Source organism: Pandoraea oxalativorans (genome assembly GCF_000972785.3).
Classification (GTDB): domain Bacteria; phylum Pseudomonadota; class Gammaproteobacteria; order Burkholderiales; family Burkholderiaceae; genus Pandoraea; species Pandoraea oxalativorans.
Genome location: NZ_CP011253.3, coordinates 4,404,211 through 4,424,310, shown reverse-complemented (window position 1 = coordinate 4,424,310; position 20,100 = coordinate 4,404,211). Strand labels below are relative to the sequence as shown.

The following is a 20,100-nucleotide window of genomic DNA, read 5'->3' as shown; positions in this document are numbered from 1 at the left end:
ATCGTGCCGCAGATCGCTGCGGCCCCGTTGTGCTGCGCTACTTGCCGCGCCGCACGCGTCGCAACTCGTCGATCACCAGCAGCACCGCACCAACGCAAATGGCCGAGTCGGCCACGTTGAACGCGGGCCAATGCCAGCCACCGACGTGAAAGTCCAGAAAGTCGATCACATGGCCGTAGACCACCCGATCGATCACATTGCCCAGCGCGCCACCGAGAATCAGCGACAGCGACAGGCAGAACATCTTCTGACCGTTATGACGCTTGAGCAACACCACGATGACCGTCGCCGCCACGATGCCGAGCAGCGTGAAGAACCAGCGTTGCCAGCCGCCGGCGGCCGCCAGGAAGTTGAACGCTGCGCCCTTGTTGTACACCAGCACGAGATTGAAGAACGAGGTCAGCGGGCGGAATTCGCCGTACTGGAACGTCTTCAGAATCGTGAGCTTGGTGACCTGATCGATCAGGATCGCGATGACCGCGATGCCCAGCCAGGGCGCCAGTCCGAGGGACGCACCGCTGCGGGCGCTGCTGCCACCACCACGCTTCGCGCCCGTGCGGGCGCCTGCTTTGCTTGCCATTATGCCGCGCTCCGGTGTTCGCCGCTGCCGAAGAGATTCGACACGCAACGTCCGCAAAGGGTGGGGTGAGCAGCGTCTGTGCCGACGTCTTCACGATAGTGCCAGCAGCGCTCGCACTTCTGATGCGTCGACGGCGTGACGACCACGCCTTCCTCGGCTTCCGATGCGACTTGCGAGACCTTCGCGGCCGACGTGATCAGCACGAAACGCAGGTCGTCGCCAAGGCTGGCCAGCACGTCGTATTTGCGACCCGCGACGCGTACGTCCACTTCGGCTTGCAGCGACGAGCCGATCTGCTCGGCGGCGCGCGCTTCTTCGAGCGCCTTGGTGACGTCGCCGCGCACCGTGCGCAGCAGATGCCACTTCTCGAGCAGACGCGAGCCTTCCGCGACTTCCGGATAGGCGTAGTACGTCTCGGTGAAGATCGTGTCGTTGCCCGGCTGGAACACCTGCCACGCTTCTTCCGCCGTGAACGACAGGAACGGCGCCATGAGCTTCAGCAGGCCGTGCGTGATGTGATACAGCGCGTTCTGCGCGGCGCGGCGTGCCGGGGCGTCCGGCGCGCTGGTGTACAGACGATCCTTGAGGATGTCGAGGTAGAAGCCGCCGAGGTCTTCGGAGCAGAACGTCTGGAGCTTGGATACGACCGGGTGGAACTCGTAACGGTCGTAGTGGCCGAGCACTTCGGTTTGCAGCGATTGCGCCAGCGCCACGGCGTAACGGTCGATTTCCAGCCATTGATCCGCCGGCATCGCGTGCTTCGCGTGGTCGTAGTCGGCCAGGTTCGAGAGCAGGAAGCGCAGCGTGTTACGGATGCGGCGATAGCCTTCCGTCACGCGCTTAAGGATCTCGTCCGAGATAGACAACTCGCCCGAGTAGTCGGTCGAGGCCACCCACAGTCGGATGATTTCAGCGCCAAGCTTGTCGGCAACTTCCTGCGGCACGATGGTGTTGCCGATCGACTTCGACATCTTGCGGCCCTGACCGTCGACGGTGAAGCCGTGCGTGAGCAGCGCCTTGTAGGGCGGACGGCCGTCGAGCATCGACGCGGTCAGCAGCGACGAATGGAACCAGCCGCGATGCTGGTCCGAGCCTTCGAGATACAGATCGGCCGGGAAGCCCAGCTCATGCGCATGCGAGCCACGCAGCACGTGCCAGTGCGTGGTGCCCGAGTCGAACCACACGTCGAGCGTGTCGCGGTTCTTCACGTAATCCTTGGCCTCGTCGCCGAGCAGCTCGACCGGGTCGAGCGTCTGCCAGGCTTCGATGCCTTCGGTTTCCACGCGCTTGGCCACGGCTTCGAGCAGTTCCGGGGTGCGCGGGTGCAGGGCACCGGTTTCCTTGTGCACGAAGAACGCCATCGGCACGCCCCATTGGCGCTGACGCGAGAGCGTCCAGTCCGGGCGGTGCGCGATCATGTTGTGCAGGCGTTGCTTACCCCACGACGGGAAGAACTCCGTCGCTTCGATACCGGCGAGCGCGATCTCGCGCAGCGTCTGGCCGTTGCCCGGTGCGCCGTCGACCGGCTTCACGTCCATGCCCGCAAACCACTGATTCGTCGCGCGATAGATGATCGGCGACTTGTGACGCCAGCAGTGCATGTAGCTGTGCGTGTACTTGAACGAATGGAACAGCGTGCCCGCGTCGCGCAGCGCGTCGACGATCTGCGGGTTGGCGTCCCAGATCGACTGACCGCCGAACAGCGGCAGGCTGTCCTGATAGCGGCCGTCGCCCAGCACCGGCATGCGGATGTCGGCGTCCACCATGCCGTGCGCCTTGCACGACACGAAGTCTTCCACACCGTAGGCCGGGGCCGAGTGGACGATACCGGTGCCGGTATCGGTCGTCACGTAGTCGCCGAGGTAGACCGGCGAGGTGCGGTCGTAACCGTTGTCGGCGGTGGCGAGCGGGTGACGGAAGCGGATCAGCGAGAGCGCCTCGCCCAGGGTGCGCGCGACGATCTCGCCGTGCAGGCCGTACGTCTTCAGGCATTCCTCGACGCGATCGGTCGCCAGGATCAGCAGGCCGCGTTCGGTCGAAACGAGGGCGTACTCGACTTCCGGATGAACGTTGAGCGCCTGGTTCGACGGGATGGTCCACGGGGTCGTCGTCCAGATGACGATGTAGCCCTCTTCGCGCGGCAGCTTCGGCAGACCGAAGGCCTTGGCGACCTTTTCCGGTTCGGCGAAGCCGAAGCCCACGTCGATGGCCAGATCGGTCTTGTCCTTGTACTCGACTTCCGCTTCGGCCAGCGCCGAGCCGCAGTCGAAGCACCAGTTCACCGGCTTCAGACCGCGATACACATAGCCGTTCTGCAGGATCTGCGCGAGCGCACGAAGCTCACCGGCTTCGTTCGCGAAGTTCATGGTCTTGTACGGATTGTCCCAGTCGCCGAGCACGCCCAGACGCTCGAAGTCCGCCTTCTGGCGCTCGATCTGCACCGCAGCGTAGGCGCGCGCCTTTTCCTGCACTTCGCGCACCGGCAGGTGCTTGCCGAACTGCTTTTCGATCTGGATTTCGATGGGCATGCCGTGGCAGTCCCAGCCCGGCACGTAGGCGGCGTCGAAGCCCGCAAGGCTGCGCGCCTTGACGATCATGTCCTTGAGGATCTTGTTGACCGCGTGGCCGATGTGGATGTCGCCGTTCGCATACGGCGGGCCGTCGTGCAGGATGAACTTCGGACGGCCTTTGCTGGCTGCGCGGATCTTGTCGTAGATCTTCTTTTCCTGCCATTGCTTGACCCACAGCGGCTCGCGCTTGGGCAGGTCGCCACGCATCGGGAACGGCGTGTCCAGCAGGTTGACGGGGTATTTGCTCGGGGCTTTCTTTTCGCTCATGGATGCAACGCTATCGAATTTTGGGTATCGGGTGTGGGGCGCGCGCGCCGGTGACGTTGCCGGAGCCTTGTCGACCTTGTGGGCCACGAAGGGCGGCGTCCGGGCAGGTGCCAGAGACGGCTGCGGGCCGCGCGCGAGGCGCTGGGCGCCGACGCACGCGGGCGAAGATCAACTAATTCGGTCGGTCGCCGTGGTGGCGAAGTCGCGTCGTGCGCTCGGGCCATTGGCGTCGAGCGCATGGGCGAAATAGGCACGGGCTTCGCGCGTGTCCTGCGCGATGGCCGCCTCGAGTTCGGCCAGTCCGTCGAATTTCGCTTCGTCACGCAGTTTCTGCAAAAATTCCACGCGCACCAGCTTGCCGTAGCAATCGCCCACGAAGTCGAGCAGATGCACTTCAAGCAGTACGCGACCGGAATCGTCCACGGTCGGGCGCAGGCCCAGGCTCGCCACGGCGGGTAGCGGTTTGTCCGCCAGACCGTGCACCTGAACGACGAAGATGCCCGAGAGGGCCGGGTGCTTGTGCGCGATGCGCAGATTGAGCGTCGGGAAGCCCAGCTTGCGGCCGAGCTTCATGCCGTGCACGACGTGACCGGTGATCGCATACGGACGGCCGAGCAGCGCGTGGGCGCGCTCGAAGTTGCCGTCGGCAAGCGCCGCACGCACTTCCGAGCTGGAAATGCGCACGCCGTCATGGGCGATGGTCGGCATCTGCTCGACGACGAAGTCGAAGCGGCGGCCAGCGTCGCGCAAATATTCGATGTCGCCTGCGCGCTTCGCGCCGAAGCGGAAATCGTCGCCCACGAGCAGCCAGCGCGTGTGCAGGCCGTCGACGATGATGTTGCGCACGAAGTCTTCGGGCGACTGTCCGGCGAAATGGGCGTTGAAGTGCTCCACCACGAGACGGTCGACGCCGTGCGAGCGCAGCGCTTCGAACTTGTCGCGCAAATTGGAGATGCGGGCAGGCGCCCGGTCGGGCGTGAAGTATTCGCGGGGATGCGGCTCGAACGTCATCACGCACACCGGCAAGCCGCGCGCAGCCGCCGCCGCGCGCACGCGCGCGAGCAGTGCCTGGTGGCCCAGATGCACGCCGTCGAAATTGCCGATCGTCAGCACGCAGGGCGCTTTGCTTTGCGCGTTGGGTAAACCCCGGAAGACTCGCACGATAAAAAGCGTCTACAGGACGTTGAATGATGAAATAGCCGCGCGGCGTGCTGGAAGGGGCTGGCGGCCTGTCGCGTCCGGGGACAACCGGTCGACACAGGGCGCGCTAGCCGACATTGCGGCGCCGCAGAACGTTGAATTATAAACGCTTCGAGGCCATCGCGGCGTGCATCGCGCTGTCTGGTGCGCCGCGCCAATGATAAAATCCGGCGATGAAGAACATTGTCATCCTGATTTCCGGACGAGGCAGCAACATGCAGGCCATCGTCCGGGCCTGTACCGCAGAAGGCTGGCCGGCCCGCGTGGCCGCCATCATCGCCAATCGCCCCGACGCCGAAGGCCTGGCATTTGCCCAGGAAAACGGTATCCCCACGGCCGTGGTCCCGAGCCGCGGCAAGACCCGCGAAGATTTCGACGCCGAACTGGCCGCCGAGATCGACCGCCACCAGCCCGATCTGGTCGTGCTCGCCGGGTTCATGCGTATTCTCACGCCGGCATTCACCGGCCGCTACGCCGGACGCCTCATCAACATCCATCCGTCGCTGTTGCCCGCGTTCCCGGGGCTGCAAACGCACGCCCGCGCGCTGGAAGCCGGCTGCAAGATCGTCGGCGCAACGGTACATTTCGTGACGGCCGAGCTGGACCACGGTCCGTACGTGCTGCAAACCGCCTTGCCCGTGCGCGACGGCGACACGCCCGAGACACTGGCAGAGCGCATTCTGCCCCTGGAGCACATCATTTACCCGCGCGCCGTGCGCTGGTTCGTGGAGGATCGTCTGGTCATCGCGGATGGCCGCGTGACCTTGACCCCGCGTGCCGACGGCACCCCCGATTCGCAAGATTCGCAATGGCTTTTTGGTGAGGACGCATGAGCACCCGCCCGACCCAGCGCCGCGATGGCGCCAAACAATCCGGTCACCGCTCCGGCGGTCGTTCCCCCGATAACCGTCAGTCGTCCAAGGGCGGCAATGGGGGTAATGGCGAGCGCCAGGAGCGCTACGTTCGTCCCGACAAGTACGACCGCACGCGCTACGAGCGCCGTCCCGACGCCCCGGTCGGTGGCACCGGCATGCGTGGCGAGCGTCTGCCTCCTGCGCTTTTCGAACACACGCAGCGCCTGCTGGGCAGCGTACTGACGTTCACCGGCCCGGCCGACACGCTGGTCAGCACGTACTTTCGCGCCAACGACAAGCTCGGCCACCGCGAGCGCGGTGTGCTGGCTGAGACGGTCTTCGCCATCCTGCGCCGCAAGCTCGAATTCGGTCAGCACGCCGTGAGCGGCACGGGCTCGCAGGAGCGCCGTCTGGCGCTGCTCGGTCTGGCCTTCACGCGCGGCATCGCGTCGGTCGAACTGGTCGCGACACCCGAAGAAGCGACGTGGCTTGAACACGTCGGTCAGATCGATCCGGCCAGCCTTGCGCCGCGAGTGCGTACTAACTTGCCGGCGTGGCTGTACGACCGTCTGGCCGCGCGTTTCGATGCCACCGAACTGGAAGCGCTTGCCGCAGCACTGAACCAGCCAGCCCCACTCGACTGCCGTGTGAACCTGATCAAGGCGACCCGCGACGAGGTATTGGCCGGGCTGCGCGAGAGCGGCTTCTCGGCCGAGCCGACGCCGATGGCACCCAACGGCATTCGTCTGGCGGGCAAGCCGGCGTTGCAGAAACACCCGCTGTTCATGTCCGGCGCAATCGAAGTGCAGGACGAAGGCAGTCAGCTGCTGTGCCAACTGGTCGCACCGCGCCGTGGCGAGATGATCGTCGACTTCTGCGCAGGGGCGGGCGGCAAGACGCTCGCCATCGGCGCGGCCATGCGCTCGACCGGGCGTCTGTATGCCTTCGACGTGTCGGAGAAGCGCCTGGCCAAGCTCAAGCCGCGTCTGGCGCGCAGCGGCCTGTCGAACGTCTATCCGGTGATGATCGATAGCGAGAACGACAGCAAGATCAAGCGTCTGGCGGGCAAGATCGACCGCGTGCTGGTCGACGCGCCATGCAGCGGGCTTGGCACGCTGCGTCGCAATCCGGATCTGAAATGGCGTCAGTCGCCGCAGTCGGTCGAAGAACTCACGCAAAAGCAGACGTCCATCCTCGCGAGCGCCGCGCGCCTCGTGAAGCCGGGCGGCCGCCTCGTGTATGCAACGTGCAGCGTGCTGACCGAAGAGAACGGTGCGATTGCCGAGGGGTTCCTCGCTGCGCATCCGGACTTCGTGCTGTTGCCCGCGAACGAATTGCTGGCGGCGCAGAAAATCGGACTCGACACGGGCAAGTATCTCGAATTGCTGCCGCACCGCCACGCGACCGACGGCTTTTTCGCCGCTGTGTTCGAGCGTCGTCCGGCGGCCAAAGCTTCAGTCGTGACGTCAGCTAATATCGACGAATAACAAGAAGAGATAGAAGGATATGGCGATGCAGGAAAGTCCGGCTTTCGCAAGGTTGGTGCGGGATGTCGTTCGCGACTTCGGCGATCCGCAGATCATCTGGCAGATCGTCGCGCTCGTGGGCGCGCTCGCCGTCGCCCTCGTGTTGCGTCGCTGGATGATCGGACGTCTCGACCGCCATTTCGAGCGCGTCGCACCTGCACGCCGCGCGGGCTCGTCGAGCCTGCGCCGCTCGTTCTTCCCGATGTTCGGCTGGATGTGCGTGGCGCTCACGCGCGTGGTGCTTCAGCAATACACGCACGTCTCGCTGCTGATGCTCGCGGAAGTCCCCCTGTTCGGCACCGCGCTGATCTATCTCGCGTTCTACTTCGCCCGCAGGCTGTTCGCCTCGTCGCCCCACGCCTCGGGGCTGCTCAAGGTGTTCGAGCGCGTATTCACCACGCTCGCCTGGTTCTCGATGCTCGCCTACGTGCTGGGCGTGCACGACGACATCCTCAAGTGGCTCGCCAGTGTGAAGTTCGCTGTCGGCTCAAGCCATCTGACGTTGCTCTCGATCCTGTCGGGCCTGCTCTGGATCGGCGTGACGCTGGTGCTGGCGATGTGGGTCGGCTCGCTGATCGAAGACCGGATCATGCGCACGACCACGCTCGACGGCAACCTGAAGGTGGTGCTCTCGCGTGTGGTCAAGGGGCTGCTGACGCTGATCGCCGTGCTCGCGACGCTGTCGTTCGTCGGCATCGACATCACCGTGCTGGGCGTGTTCGGCGGTGCGCTTGGCGTGGGGTTGGGATTCGGCTTGCAGAAGATCGCTTCGAACCTCGTGTCGGGCTTCATCATCCTGCTGGACCGGTCCGTGCGCATCGGCGATCTGATTACGGTGTCGACGTATCACGGCACCGTCTCGCAAATCAACACTCGGTACTCGGTCGTGCGCGGGCTGGACGGCGTCGAAGCGCTGGTGCCCAACGAGCAACTGGTGACGAACGTCGTCCAGAACCATTCGTTTACCGAGACCCGTGGCCGCGCCAAAGTGAACGTGCAGGTCGCCTATAGCGCTGACGTCGAGCTGGCGATGTCGCTCATGCTCAAGGCCGCCGAAGACATCCCCCGCGTGCTGACGGATCCGCCGCCCTCGGCGCTGTTGCTGAACTTCGGTGCCGATGGGATGGATCTGGAAATGGGATTCTGGGTGCAGGATCCGGCGCAGGGCAGCGGCGCGATCCGTTCCACCATCAATTTGCGGATTTGGCGCACATTTCGCGAGCATGGTATTGAAATTCCGTATGCCCAGCGCGAAATACGTATCCTGAACGACTGGGCGGACGGGATTCCTGCGCAAGCCCCCCATCTGCCGGTCGATGGCCCCGTTTTGCCGGAAGGGGCACGCGAATTGCCGGATTCGGCCAATGCGCCGCCCAAAAAGCCCGTGCCACAGGCGGATGACGCTGGAAAGACGGCCCGATAGACCTTTTTCCCTAAGCCGAAGGGTTGACCTGCGACAAAATGCGTGGCTGCTAGGCGACACACGGGCAACGGTCCGTCGGGTAAAATGCGTCCCAAACCATAAAACCAGACGTTCACTGGCACGTTTACCGCCCATATCGCACCGGCATCGCAACTTGCCGACCTCCAGCGAATCGAAGCGTCAAGCGAGCGCAAGAACGAGACCTGACGCGACGGCCTATGTCCACATCGGCCGCTTCGGCCCGACAAGACAAGACAAGACACGGCACATTTCGATGCTTTGCCGTGACGCCTACCGTATTGATTAGTTTGGAGTGATATTTTGCTGGATAGTCTCCTTGGATTTCTCTCGACCGGCCTGCTCGACTGGAGTGGCTGGAAGATCTTCTTCTACACGTTGGCCGTCACCCATGTGACGATCGCCGGTGTGACCATCTATCTGCATCGTTGCCAGGCGCACCGCGCGCTCGACGTGCATCCGATCGTCGCCCATTTCTTCCGTTTCTGGCTGTGGATGACCACGGGCATGATCACGAGCGAGTGGGCCGCGATTCACCGCAAGCACCACGCCAAGTGCGAAACGCCGGAAGACCCGCACAGCCCGCAAACGCGCGGCCTGTGGAAGGTGCTGGCCGAAGGCGCCGAACTCTATCGCGCCGAAGCGAAGAACGAAGAAACGCTGCGCAAGTTCAGCCACGGCACACCGAACGACTGGATCGAGAACAACGTCTACAAGCGTTACCCGATTCTGGGCATCAGCATGATGATGATCATCAACATCGCGCTGTTCGGCGCCCTCGGTCTGACCGTGTGGGCGGTGCAGATGGTGTGGATCCCGTTCTGGGCCGCTGGCGTGATCAATGGTCTGGGCCACTACTGGGGCTACCGCAACTTCAATTGCGCCGACGCGTCGACGAACCTGCTGCCGTGGGGCATCATCATCGGCGGCGAAGAGCTGCACAACAACCACCACACATACGCCACGTCGGCCAAGCTGTCGAACAAGTGGTACGAGTTCGACATCGGCTGGCTGTACATCCGTACGCTGTCGTTCGTGGGTCTGGCCAAGGTGAAGAAGGTCGCGCCGACGCCGAAGCTCGCGAAGATCAAGGCGGCATGCGACGACGATACGTTGCAGGCCGTGCTCTCGAACCGGTACGAAGTGATGGCGCGTTACGCGAAGACCTTCCAGCGTGCCTACGGCGAAGAGCTGGCGCGCTTCAAGGACAAGCGTCAGCATGGCGAATACCAGTTGTTCCGCGGCGCGCGCAAGTGGCTGCATCACGACGAAGCATCGCTGCAAGAGCCGCAGAAGCAACAACTGGGCGAGATCTTCGCGCACAGCAACGCCGTGAAGACGTACTACGAACTGCGTCGCGAACTGGCCGGTATCTGGGACCGTTCGAACGCATCGCGTGAGCAGTTGCTGGGTCAGTTGCAGAGCTGGTGCCACCGCGCCGAGCAGAGCGGCATTCATGCATTGCAGGAATTCGCGACGCGTCTGCGCCGCTACGCGTGAACGGGTTCAGCCGGAAATCTGTTTTTGACGCATAATCGAAACCCCGCCACGGCGGGGTTTTGTCATTCCCGGCCCCCCTCGGGCCACGCGAAAATGAATGCCTCACTTAAATCCGTAGAATTCGAGCGCCCCGCATCGAGTGGCGCCACGTGCGTAGCCCACGCCTGGGCACGCGTCCCGGAGGCGCCGTCGCAGGAGGAACGCGCGGCGCTCAAGGCCAGGATCAAGCGTTTGCTCGTCGAACGCGACGCCGTACTGGTCGCGCACTATTACGTCGATTCCGATCTGCAGGACCTCGCCGAAGAGACCGGTGGCTGCGTGGCCGATTCGCTCGAAATGGCGCGTTTCGGCCGGAATCACGCCGCCAAGACGCTTGTGGTGGCCGGCGTGCGATTCATGGGCGAGACGTCGAAGATTCTGAGTCCCGAAAAACGCATTTTGATGCCCGATCTCGACGCGACCTGCTCGCTCGATCTGGGTTGTCCGGCCGACGAGTTCGCCGCATTCTGCGATGCGCATCCGGATCGCACGGTCGTCGTCTACGCGAACACGAGCGCAGCCGTGAAGGCGCGGGCCGACTGGATGGTGACGTCGTCCATCGGCCTGGAAATCGTGGCGCATCTGCACGCGCAGGGTAAGAAGATTCTCTGGGCGCCGGACCGCCATCTGGGCAGCTACGTTCAGAAGCAGACGGGTGCCGACATGTTGTTGTGGCAGGGCGCTTGTCTCGTGCATGACGAATTCAAGGGCACCGAACTCGAACTGCTGCGCCGCGAACACCCGAACGCCAAGGTGCTGGTGCACCCGGAGTCGCCTGCGGCGGTGGTTGCGCTGGCGGACGTAGTCGGATCGACCTCGCAAATGATCGCGGCGGCGCAGACCATGGACGCCACTGAGTTTATCGTGGCCACCGACAACGGCATTCTCCACAAGATGCGCGCCGCGGCGCCGGGCAAGCACTTTATCGAAGCGCCGACGGCGGGCAACAGCGCCACGTGCAAGAGCTGCGCGCACTGCCCGTGGATGGCGATGAACAGCCTGCAAAATCTGGCCGACGTGCTGGAGACCGGAGCGAACGAAATTCACGTCGATCCGGAAATCGGCCGCCGCGCCCATACCTGTATCGACCGCATGTTGACGTTCGCTGAAGCGCGCAAACAGAACGTGCGCGCCAGCGGTGATTTCGCGCGCGATGGCGCACTCTTTTCCGGTGTAGGCCCCGCATAATGACGCAATCGAAAACGTTGAGCACTGCCGAGGCACTTTCTCCTGAATTCGCCATATTCGGCGAGCCGATCGAAGTGGCGTTGGCGCGCAATGTGCGCGACGCGCTGGACGAAGACATCGGCAGCGGCGACCTGACGGGTCTGCTGGTGCCGCCGGACGAAATGGCGCATGCGCGCATCATCGTGCGCGAGTCGGCCGTGCTTTGCGGTGTGCGCTGGTTTGAGCGCTGCATGCAGAGCGTGGACGCGTCCGTGCGCGTGCAATGGCATTTCCGCGAAGGCGAGCGCATGGCGCCTGATTCGGTGGTGTGCGACATCCAGGGTCCGGCGCGCGCGTTGCTCACGGGTGAACGCACGTCGATGAACTTCCTTCAGATGCTCTCCGGCGTGGCGACCTCCGTGCGCCGGTTTGCGGGTATCGTGGAAGGCACCAAGGCGCGTGTCCTCGACACGCGCAAGACGTTGCCCGGCCTGCGTCTCGCGCAGAAGTTTGCGGTGCTCGTCGGCGGTGGGTCGAATCAACGTCTCGCGCTCTACGACGGCATTCTCATCAAGGAGAATCACATCGCGGCCGCTGGCGGCATTCGTCAGGTGCTCGCGAATGCAGATCGTCTGGCTGGCGGCGCGTCCGTCCAGATCGAAGTGGAGTCGCTGGAAGAACTGGCGACGGCGCTTGAATGTGGCGCCACGTCGATCCTGCTCGATAACTTCACGCTGGAAATGATGCGTGAAGCGGCCCGTATCTCGGATGGACGTGCTGTGCTGGAAGCCTCGGGCGGCGTTAACCTTGAAACGGTGCGCGCGATTGCGGAGACGGGCGTCGACCGTATTTCCGTCGGCGGGCTGACGAAGGATGTCCGTGCGACCGACTTCTCCATGCGGATTCTGGAGACGGTGGGGTAAGTGTTTCGATGCGAATGGCCGTGCTGAAATAGCGCGCAGAGCAACAAGGCCGCAGGTTTTGCCCTGCGGCCTTGTTGTTTGCCTGCTCGCGAACGAACGCCTGCCTTACCGCTTGCGGCGCGGCAGCGGTGGTGAAATCACCGTCGGCAGCGCCTTCGGCAGCGTATCGGGAAAGTCGCGCGAGAAGTGCAGGCCTCGACTTTCGCGACGCGACAACGCGCTATCGACGATCAGCGACGCGACGTCGACCAGATTCCGTAGCTCAAGCAAATCCCGGCTGACGCGGAAATTCGCGTAGTACTCGGCGATCTCCTCGCGCAGCAGGGCGATGCGATGCTGCGCACGCTCCAGTCGTTTGGTCGTACGCACGATGCCGACGTAGTTCCACATCATGCGGCGCAACTCATCCCAGTTGTGGGCGACGACGACTTCTTCGTCCGCATCCGAGACGCGGCTTTCGTCCCACGCGGGCGCGTCGGTGCTGAGCGGATGTTGGGTCTCGTCCCGTTGGATATCTTCTGCCGCCGCCTTCCCGAGCACAATGCACTCCAGCAGCGAATTGCTGGCAAGCCGGTTCGCACCGTGCAGGCCCGTGTATGTCGCTTCGCCGACGGCATAAAGCCCCGGCAGATCGGTGCGGCCGCGCATGTCGGTCACCACCCCTCCGCAGGTGTAGTGCGCTGCGGGTACGACCGGAATCGGCTGCTTCGTGATGTCGATGCCCAGCTCAGCGCAGCGTGCCAGAATCGTAGGGAAATGCTCGCGCAGGAACTCGGCGCTTTGGTGACTAATGTCGAGATACACGCAATCGAGGCCGTGTTTTTTCATCTCGAAGTCGATGGCGCGGGCGACGATGTCACGCGGCGCCAGTTCGGCGCGCGGGTCGTGTTGCGGCATGAAACGGGTGCCGTCGGGCAGCACCAGGCGGCCGCCTTCGCCACGCACGGCTTCCGAGATCAGGAACGACTTGGCGTACGGGTGATAGAGGCACGTCGGGTGGAACTGGATGAACTCCATGTTCGCGATGCGGCAACCCGCGCGCGAGGCCATGGCGATGCCGTCGCCGGTCGCCGTATCGGGGTTCGTCGTGTAGAGATAGACCTTGCCCGCGCCGCCGGTGGCGAGCACCGTATGCCGGGCCGTCATGGCATGCACCTCGCCGGTGCCGAGATCCTGAACGTACAACCCCTGACAGTGACGGCCAGTTGTGGGCGCGTCGTCGGCATGATCGGAGGTGATCAGATCGATGGCGAAATGATGCTCGAAGAGGGTGATGTTCGGATGCTTGCGCACGCGCTCGGTGAGTGTCGCGATGACGGCGTGCCCGGTAGCGTCGGCGGCGTGGATGATACGTCGATGGCTATGTCCGCCTTCGCGCGTCAGGTGAAAGCCGAGTTCGGCTTCAGCGTCGCGGGTAAAAGGCACGCCCTGGTCGATGAGCCATTCGATGGCTTCGCGGCTGTGTTCGACGATGAATCGCGTGGCGGCTTCGTCGCAGAGTCCTGCGCTGGCGATCAGTGTGTCGGAAACATGCTCGTCGACGCTGTCGGTCGAATCCAGTACGGCGGCGATGCCACCCTGTGCCCAATCGCTCGCACCTTCGGGCATTGGACGTTTGGCGACGAGCGCCACGCGGCAGGTATTGGCCAGATGCAGGGCGACGGACTGGCCGGCGAGCCCGCTGCCGACGATGACGACATCGAAATTCATGATACGCGCGGAGTCTGGGATCGACGCAGCGACACTGACGCGATCCTCATAATGAGAGAGGAGCCAGTATAGCGAGTCAATACGCGCGTGGCACATGACCCTATGCGCACATCGGGGAAATTGCGCTGGGAAAGACTACGCATAGCGTAGCGGTGCAGTTTTCGGGACGCCCAAACGAAAATACCCCTCCAGAGGCGGGGTATTGAACGCAGTAGCAAGCTACCGCGATGAAACCTGTTGATCTTATTTGATCTTGGTTTCTTTGTATTCGACGTGCTTACGAGCGACCGGGTCGAACTTGCTGATAGCCATCTTTTCCGGATGGGTACGCTTGTTCTTGGTGGTCGTGTAGAAATGACCCGTACCTGCGGTCGATTCCAGTTTGATCTTGTCGCGAGCGCCTTTTGCCATGATGAGCTCCTAAACTTAGATGGCGTTACGCGAACGCAGGTCCGCGAGAACGGCATCGATGCCGACCTTATCGATCAGGCGCAGGCCGGCGTTCGAAAGACGCAGACGCACAAAGCGGTTTTCGCTCTCAACCCAGAACCGGCGATTTTGCAAGTTCGGGAGGAAACGACGCTTGGTTTTGTTGTTGGCGTGGGAAACGTTGTTGCCGACCATCGGCGCTTTCCCGGTCACTTGACATACGCGTGCCATGAAGCACTCCTAACCCAGAATTCTGTGTAAAAAAAGGTGAGTCGAAAAGACAGACCGCGATAATACCACAAAAATCCCAGACAAATCAATCGCTTTAGTCGATGTAGGACGTGAGTCCCTGGCGGGAAACGTCTGTCGGAGATTCGGGGAAGGGACGGAGTATAGCGTAAGCCGGGCCCGAATGCGACCCGCTTGCCAAATTTGTGTGCAGGGTGTTGTTCTCGTCACAGTTCACCGCCCTCGGCCATTGAGTAGACGGTGTCTCCCGCGACGATGAAATGATCGAGCAGACGGATCTCCAGCAGCGCCAGCGCATCCCCCAACTGGCGCGTGAGCGCCAGATCGGCCGCGCTTGGCGTCGGAATGCCGGACGGGTGATTGTGGGCCACGATGATGGCCGCCGCATGAAGGTCCAGCGCCGCACGCACGATTTCCCTCGGATACGCGCATGTCTGGGTGAGTGTGCCTTCGAACATGATGCGCGTGCCGACCAGCCGGTGTGCGGCGTCCAGAAACAGGCAGACGAAGCGCTCGCGAGACATATCTTGCAACGTGAGCCGCAGATAGTCGCGCACACGGGTGGGCGAATCGAGCAGGCAGCCCGATTGCATCCCCTCGCGCAACATGCGGCGCGCCACTTCGAGGGCCGCTTGAAATTGAAGCGATTTCGCCTGACCTAGCCCCGGTATCTGACGCAGCGTCTCGAATGGGGTGGCAAGCAGGCGGGCAAGTGAGCCGGTGCGGGTCAGCAACTCGCGCCCGAGTTCGACGGCGTTGCGGCCTTGCGAACCGGTGCGCAGCAGGATGGCGAGCAATTCGGCGTCGGACAGGGCATTCGGGCCGTGGGCCAGCATTTTTTCACGGGGGCGCTCAGCGAGCGGCCAGTGGGCGATGGACATGACGACTCCAGGATCGGGGACCGATGATCGGACACGGCCACGCGCATGATCGCGGGTGTCACTGATGACAGGGGAAAAGACAAACCGGGAAGCCGCCACGGGAAAATTTCGGGGCGGCTTTGATGGGGAGCCGGACGCGCAACGCGTCGTCGCTTACAATAATAGCTTGACCTTGCTGTGAGACCCCCATGAGTTCTGTTGCAACCCCCGTGGTTCAAGACAATTCCTATCTGACGCTTCACTACCGGATCGGCGCGCCCGACGGCGCGGACATTGTCAACACTTTCGAAGGCACCCCTGCAACGATGCAGCTGGGCGGCGGCCAGATGGCGCCGACGCTGGAGCAGGCGATGCTGGGCATGAGAGTGGGGGAGCGATGCCGCGTCGAACTGGCGCCGGAGCAGGCCTTTGGCCCGCGCAATCCGGATCTGCTGCAACGCGTCTCGATGAAGACGTTGCAGGAGAATAGCAACTTCGGGGAAGAATATAGTGTTGGCGATCTGGTCGAGTTCAACGCGCCGAGCGGTGGCCGCTATGCGGGCATCCTGCGCGAACTGGGCGACGGCTGGGCATTGTTCGACTTCAACCATCCGCTGGCCGGCCAGCCGATTGTGTTCGAAGTCCAGATTATCGGCATTCTGTAGGAATCGAAATGAGCGCCACCCAAGTCGTAGCACCGACGCTGTCGGATGCAGAAATCCTGCTGGCTCAGCCGCGCGGCTTTTGCGCGGGGGTCGACCGCGCGATCGAGATTGTCGAGCGCGCCCTGGCGATGTACGGCGCACCGATTTACGTGCGCCACGAAATCGTGCACAACGTGTATGTCGTCGAGAGTCTTCGCAAGAAGGGCGCGATCTTCATCGAAGAATTGTCCGACGTGCCTTCGGGCAACACGCTGATCTTCAGCGCGCACGGCGTCTCGCAAGCGGTGCGTGCCGAGGCGGAAGCGCGCGGCCTGCGCATCTTCGATGCGACTTGCCCGCTGGTGACGAAGGTTCACGTCGAAGTTGCCAAGATGCGCGGACAAGGTCTGGAAATCATCATGATCGGCCACAAGGGGCACCCCGAAGTGGAAGGCACGATGGGCCAGTCGGGCGAGGGCATGTTCCTCGTCGAGACGATCGAAGATGTGCTTGCGCTGCAAGTGGCGGACGAAAGCAAGCTGGCTTTCGTGACGCAGACGACGTTGTCGGTCGACGACGCCGCTGAAGTCATCAACGCGCTCAAGAAGCGCTTCCCGCTGATTACCGAGCCGAAGAAGCAGGACATCTGCTACGCCACGCAGAACCGTCAGGACGCCGTGAAGTTCATGGCGCCGCAGTGCGACGTGGTTGTGGTCGTCGGCAGCCCGAACAGTTCCAATTCGAACCGTCTGCGTGAAGTGGCCGAGAAGATGGGCGTGCCGGCCTACATGGTGGACTCGCCGGATCAGCTCAAGCCGGAGTGGTTCGACGGCAAGCGCCGCATCGGCGTGACGGCCGGTGCGTCGGCACCCGAGGTGCTGGCGCAGTCGATCGTGTCGCGTCTGCGCGAACTGGGCGTCAATCAGGTCAAGGTGCTCGACGGCGTGGAAGAGAACATCGCGTTCCCGCTGCCCAAGGGCTTGACCCAAATGGCGAGCTAAGCAGCACGCCGGGTTGGGTGGCTGCGCCCGCAGCGCACTGACCCACCCAGCAACAAGACTCACGGCCGGCGCTCACGCCGCATGGTCGATAAACCGGGTGCCGTACCTCGCGGCCCCGGTTTTTTTACGCCTGTCCCGCGCACGGCGTGTCCTGCCCTACGCCCCTGCTGCCCCCCGCATCCCAGCCGTTACCGGTCGCATCAGGCCCCCTGACGTTGCCGATCGATGTTCGGCCATTCGCCTGCCGATGACCGCAAAAAACCATTGCGGCGTTTTTGCATCATGCTAACAAATCTCGCAGAACTTCCGCACGTCCGAAATTGGAAGTTTTAACGTCTCGTCAGCCAAAACCGAATGACGTTATTGATTATTCAACGGATATGGAATTAAAGAAAATAAAAGATTTCCGGATTTCCGGAATCTAATTATTTATATGCCTGCTTAATTAGAAAGAACCCTCCAAATCAAATGGGCATGCTAATTGCTTATTAGATTGGTACGGCATCCGGGCCCTTGAATGGTGCACCGGTTGCACCATAAGGCCGCCCGGGGAGTCGCGCGCGGGCGCGTAAAACCATTCACAAATTCGGGGTTGCGCTTTTGAAAAGATAGGGTTGCACAAGTCGGTATAAAACCTTAGCCCTCCATTATGGAAAACCCTGTGGCTATGGGCGTCGCAGCCGCAAGGAATGGAGTTACAATGCGCGCGTTTCGCATACGAAACATCGATTTGGCGTTATTAAATCGCCGACAATCTGGAGATAATCACATGCAACTCAAGTTCGCGAAGGTACTGCCCGTAGTCGCCGCAGTGACGCTGCTGGTGGCTTGCGGCAAGAAAGAAGAAAAGCAGGCCGATTCGGGTGCCGCTTCTGCACCTGCCGCGACGACTGCCGCCAGCGGGGGCGGCGATGCGGTTGTCATTAAGATCGGTCACGTTGCACCGTTGACGGGCCAAATTGCTCACTTGGGCAAAGATAACGAAAATGGTGCACGCCTGGCCATTGAAGAGGCCAACAAGGCGGGCCTGACCATCGATGGCAAGCCGGTCAAGCTTGAGCTGGTGGCAGAAGACGACGCGGCCGACCCGAAGACGGCAACGCAGGTTGCTCAGAAGCTCGTCGACGAGAAGGTTGTCGCCGTGGTGGGCCACTTGAATTCGGGTACGACGATCCCGGCCTCGAAGATCTACAGCGATGCGGGCATCGTGCAGATTTCGCCGTCGGCGACCAATCCGGCTTACACGCTGCAGGGTTTCAAGACGACCTACCGCGTGGTCGCCACCGACGCGCAGCAGGGTCCGGCACTGGCCAACTACGCGACCAAGTCGCTTAACGCCAAGTCGGTCGCCATCGTCGACGACGCTACGGCGTACGGCAAGGGTCTGGCCGACGAGTTCGAGAAGACCGCCAAGGCCAACGGCCTGAAGGTGCTCTCGCACGATGCAACCAACGACAAGGCCACGGACTTCCGCGCCATTCTGACCAAGATCAAGGGTGAGAAGCCGGACATCATCATGTACGGCGGTATGGATGCCACCGGCGGCCCGTTCGCCAAGCAATCGAAGGAACTGGGTATTGGCGCCAAGGTGCTGGCCGGTGACGGCGTGTGTACCGACAAGGTGGCCGAACTCGCTGGCGACGCCATCGACAACATCGTCTGCTCGGAAGCAGGTATGGCGCTGTCGAAGATGGAAGGCGGTGCGGACTTCTCGAAGCGTTACGAAGACCGCTTCAAGCAGCCGATCCAGATCTACGCCCCGTTCACGTATGACGCTGTGAACGTGATCGTCGACGCGATGAAGCGAGCCAACTCGGCAGACCCGGCCAAGATCCTGGCGGCGATGCCGGCCACGGACTACAAGGGTGTCATCGGTCACATCGCCTTCGACAGCAAGGGCGACATGAAGGAGCCGGTGATCACGCTCTACAACTACAAGGATAAGAAGAAGAGCGTGCTCGACGTGGTGAAAATGTAAGTCCCGGGCGCTCGCGCCATGAAACGGCACCGCTGCCTACCCGTTCGGTGCCGTATCACTATCTGCGGAAAGACGCCGTGCCTGCATGACGGGCACGGCTCTCCTCCTGACACAGGATTACGCCTCATAACCCGCAGTTCTCTCGGCCCCCTCGCGCGCCTTATCGGGCAAGCGTGTCGAGAGCCCGTTTCCGGGACAAGGAGTTAGCTTCATGGATATTTTTATCCAACAAATCTTGAACGGCCTCGTGCTTGGTAGCGTCTACGCGATCATTGCACTGGGCTATACGATGGTCTACGGCATTCTGGGCATCATCAACTTCGCCCACGCCGACGTGATGATGATCGGCGCGATGGTCGCGCTGTCCACCATCAACCTGCTTTTGAAGATCGCGCCGGACATGAACCCGGCGCTCATGCTGGCGATTGCCACGCTCGTGTGTATGCCCGTGTGTGCGATAGCCAACTTCGTGATCGAGCGTGTGGCCTACCGGCCGTTGCGTAATGCGCCGCGCCTGGCCCCTCTGATCACCGCCATCGGCGTCTCGCTGCTGCTCCAGACGATCGCCATGCTGATCTGGTCGCGTAACCCCCTCTCGTTCCCGCAACTGTTGCCCACCGACGCCATGAACGTGATCCCGCCGCGCGGCGATCATCCCGGCGCTGTGACCAACGGCACCGGCATCGTGATCGTCGTCGTGGCGTTCCTCGTCATGTTCGGCCTCACGCAGCTCGTGAACCGCACCAAGCTGGGGCGTGCGATGCGTGCGACGGCGGAAAACCGCAACGTCGCCGGTCTCATGGGCGTGAACCCGAACTTCGTGATCTCCGCGACGTTCGCCCTCGGTGGCGCACTCGCCGCGCTCGCGGGCGTGATGATGGCCTCGAACTACGGCAATGCTCACTTCTACATGGGCTTCATTCCCGGCATGAAAGCCTTTACCGCCGCAGTGCTTGGCGGGATCGGCAACTTGCAGGGGGCGATGGTCGGCGGCGTGCTGCTCGGCCTGATCGAAGCATTGGGCGCGGGCTACATCGGCGATCTGACCGGTGGCGTGTTCGGGAGTAACTATCAGGACGTCTTCGCGTTTGTCGTGCTGATTGTGGTGCTGGTGTTCCGTCCGAGCGGTCTGCTCGGCGAGCGCGTGGCCGATCGTGCATAA

Annotated in this window: 17 protein-coding genes; 10 read left to right on the top strand and 7 right to left on the bottom strand. The window is 62.6% G+C overall.

Annotated features, from left to right (window positions below; translation table 11 throughout):
• Nucleotides 1-37 precede the first annotated feature (37 nt).
• The 3 genes from lspA to MB84_RS19410 all read right to left on the bottom strand — a co-directional run bounded on the left by lspA (nucleotide 38) and on the right by MB84_RS19410 (nucleotide 4,578).
• On the bottom strand, nucleotides 38-580 hold the full coding sequence (gene lspA, locus MB84_RS19420; RefSeq protein ID WP_046292949.1) for a signal peptidase II: 543 nt from the start codon (nucleotides 578-580) through the stop codon (nucleotides 38-40).
• Nucleotides 580-3,417, bottom strand: coding sequence for an isoleucine--tRNA ligase (gene ileS / locus MB84_RS19415; RefSeq protein ID WP_046292948.1), 2,838 nt, complete (start codon nucleotides 3,415-3,417; stop codon nucleotides 580-582). The genes lspA and ileS overlap by 1 nt, the downstream gene beginning before the upstream one ends.
• 168 nt (nucleotides 3,418-3,585) lie before the next feature.
• Nucleotides 3,586-4,578, bottom strand: a complete 993-nt coding sequence (locus tag MB84_RS19410) for a bifunctional riboflavin kinase/FAD synthetase (protein WP_046292947.1) — start codon at nucleotides 4,576-4,578, stop codon at nucleotides 3,586-3,588.
• Between the two features lie 212 nt (nucleotides 4,579-4,790).
• Here MB84_RS19410 and purN point away from each other — a divergent pair, with 212 nt between their 5' ends.
• From purN to nadC, 6 genes are all read left to right on the top strand, one after another.
• Nucleotides 4,791-5,450 carry a phosphoribosylglycinamide formyltransferase gene (gene purN / locus MB84_RS19405; RefSeq protein WP_046292946.1) on the top strand — a complete coding sequence of 220 codons (660 nt, stop codon included), beginning with the start codon at nucleotides 4,791-4,793 and terminating at the stop codon, nucleotides 5,448-5,450.
• A gap of 197 nt (nucleotides 5,451-5,647) precedes the next feature.
• Entirely contained in the window at nucleotides 5,648-6,958 is a 1,311-nt protein-coding gene (locus tag MB84_RS19400; protein WP_046294014.1) for an RsmB/NOP family class I SAM-dependent RNA methyltransferase, read from the top strand.
• A gap of 25 nt (nucleotides 6,959-6,983) precedes the next feature.
• Complete coding sequence (locus MB84_RS19395; protein WP_065225807.1) at nucleotides 6,984-8,420, top strand: mechanosensitive ion channel family protein; 1,437 nt, start codon at nucleotides 6,984-6,986, stop codon at nucleotides 8,418-8,420.
• A 321-nt stretch (nucleotides 8,421-8,741) separates the two neighbouring features.
• The gene (locus MB84_RS19390; RefSeq protein ID WP_046292945.1) at nucleotides 8,742-9,938 is read left to right on the top strand and encodes a DesA family fatty acid desaturase; all 1,197 of its coding nucleotides are present in this window, start codon (nucleotides 8,742-8,744) and stop codon (nucleotides 9,936-9,938) included.
• Nucleotides 9,939-10,031: 93 nt separating this feature from the next.
• Complete coding sequence (gene nadA / locus MB84_RS19385; protein ID WP_046292944.1) at nucleotides 10,032-11,165, top strand: quinolinate synthase NadA; 1,134 nt, start codon at nucleotides 10,032-10,034, stop codon at nucleotides 11,163-11,165.
• Nucleotides 11,165-12,067, top strand: a complete 903-nt coding sequence (nadC, locus tag MB84_RS19380) for a carboxylating nicotinate-nucleotide diphosphorylase (RefSeq protein WP_046292943.1) — start codon at nucleotides 11,165-11,167, stop codon at nucleotides 12,065-12,067. The genes nadA and nadC overlap by 1 nt, the downstream gene beginning before the upstream one ends.
• 105 nt (nucleotides 12,068-12,172) lie before the next feature.
• Here the strand turns inward: nadC and nadB are convergent, their stop codons facing one another.
• The 4 genes from nadB to radC all read right to left on the bottom strand — a co-directional run bounded on the left by nadB (nucleotide 12,173) and on the right by radC (nucleotide 15,336).
• Entirely contained in the window at nucleotides 12,173-13,777 is a 1,605-nt protein-coding gene (gene nadB, locus MB84_RS19375) for an L-aspartate oxidase (protein ID WP_046292942.1), read from the bottom strand.
• 243 nt (nucleotides 13,778-14,020) lie between these two features.
• Nucleotides 14,021-14,188: a 50S ribosomal protein L33 gene (gene rpmG / locus MB84_RS19370; RefSeq protein WP_039400834.1), complete on the bottom strand. Its 168-nt coding sequence runs from the start codon at nucleotides 14,186-14,188 to the stop codon at nucleotides 14,021-14,023.
• Between the two features lie 15 nt (nucleotides 14,189-14,203).
• Nucleotides 14,204-14,437, bottom strand: a complete 234-nt coding sequence (rpmB, locus tag MB84_RS19365; RefSeq protein ID WP_039400832.1) for a 50S ribosomal protein L28 — start codon at nucleotides 14,435-14,437, stop codon at nucleotides 14,204-14,206.
• 224 nt (nucleotides 14,438-14,661) lie between these two features.
• The gene (gene radC / locus MB84_RS19360; protein WP_046292941.1) at nucleotides 14,662-15,336 is read right to left on the bottom strand and encodes a RadC family protein; all 675 of its coding nucleotides are present in this window, start codon (nucleotides 15,334-15,336) and stop codon (nucleotides 14,662-14,664) included.
• A gap of 188 nt (nucleotides 15,337-15,524) precedes the next feature.
• Here radC and MB84_RS19355 point away from each other — a divergent pair, with 188 nt between their 5' ends.
• The 4 genes from MB84_RS19355 (at nucleotide 15,525) to MB84_RS19340 (ending at nucleotide 20,100) form a co-directional block, all read left to right on the top strand.
• Entirely contained in the window at nucleotides 15,525-15,980 is a 456-nt protein-coding gene (locus tag MB84_RS19355; RefSeq protein WP_046292940.1) for an FKBP-type peptidyl-prolyl cis-trans isomerase, read from the top strand.
• Nucleotides 15,981-15,988: 8 nt separating this feature from the next.
• A complete protein-coding gene (gene ispH, locus MB84_RS19350) occupies nucleotides 15,989-16,960 on the top strand; it encodes a 4-hydroxy-3-methylbut-2-enyl diphosphate reductase (RefSeq protein WP_046292939.1) in 972 nt (323 codons plus the stop codon).
• A 769-nt stretch (nucleotides 16,961-17,729) separates the two neighbouring features.
• Entirely contained in the window at nucleotides 17,730-18,938 is a 1,209-nt protein-coding gene (locus MB84_RS19345) for a branched-chain amino acid ABC transporter substrate-binding protein (RefSeq protein ID WP_039400822.1), read from the top strand.
• A 211-nt stretch (nucleotides 18,939-19,149) separates the two neighbouring features.
• Nucleotides 19,150-20,100, top strand: coding sequence for a branched-chain amino acid ABC transporter permease (locus tag MB84_RS19340; RefSeq protein WP_039400819.1), 951 nt, complete (start codon nucleotides 19,150-19,152; stop codon nucleotides 20,098-20,100).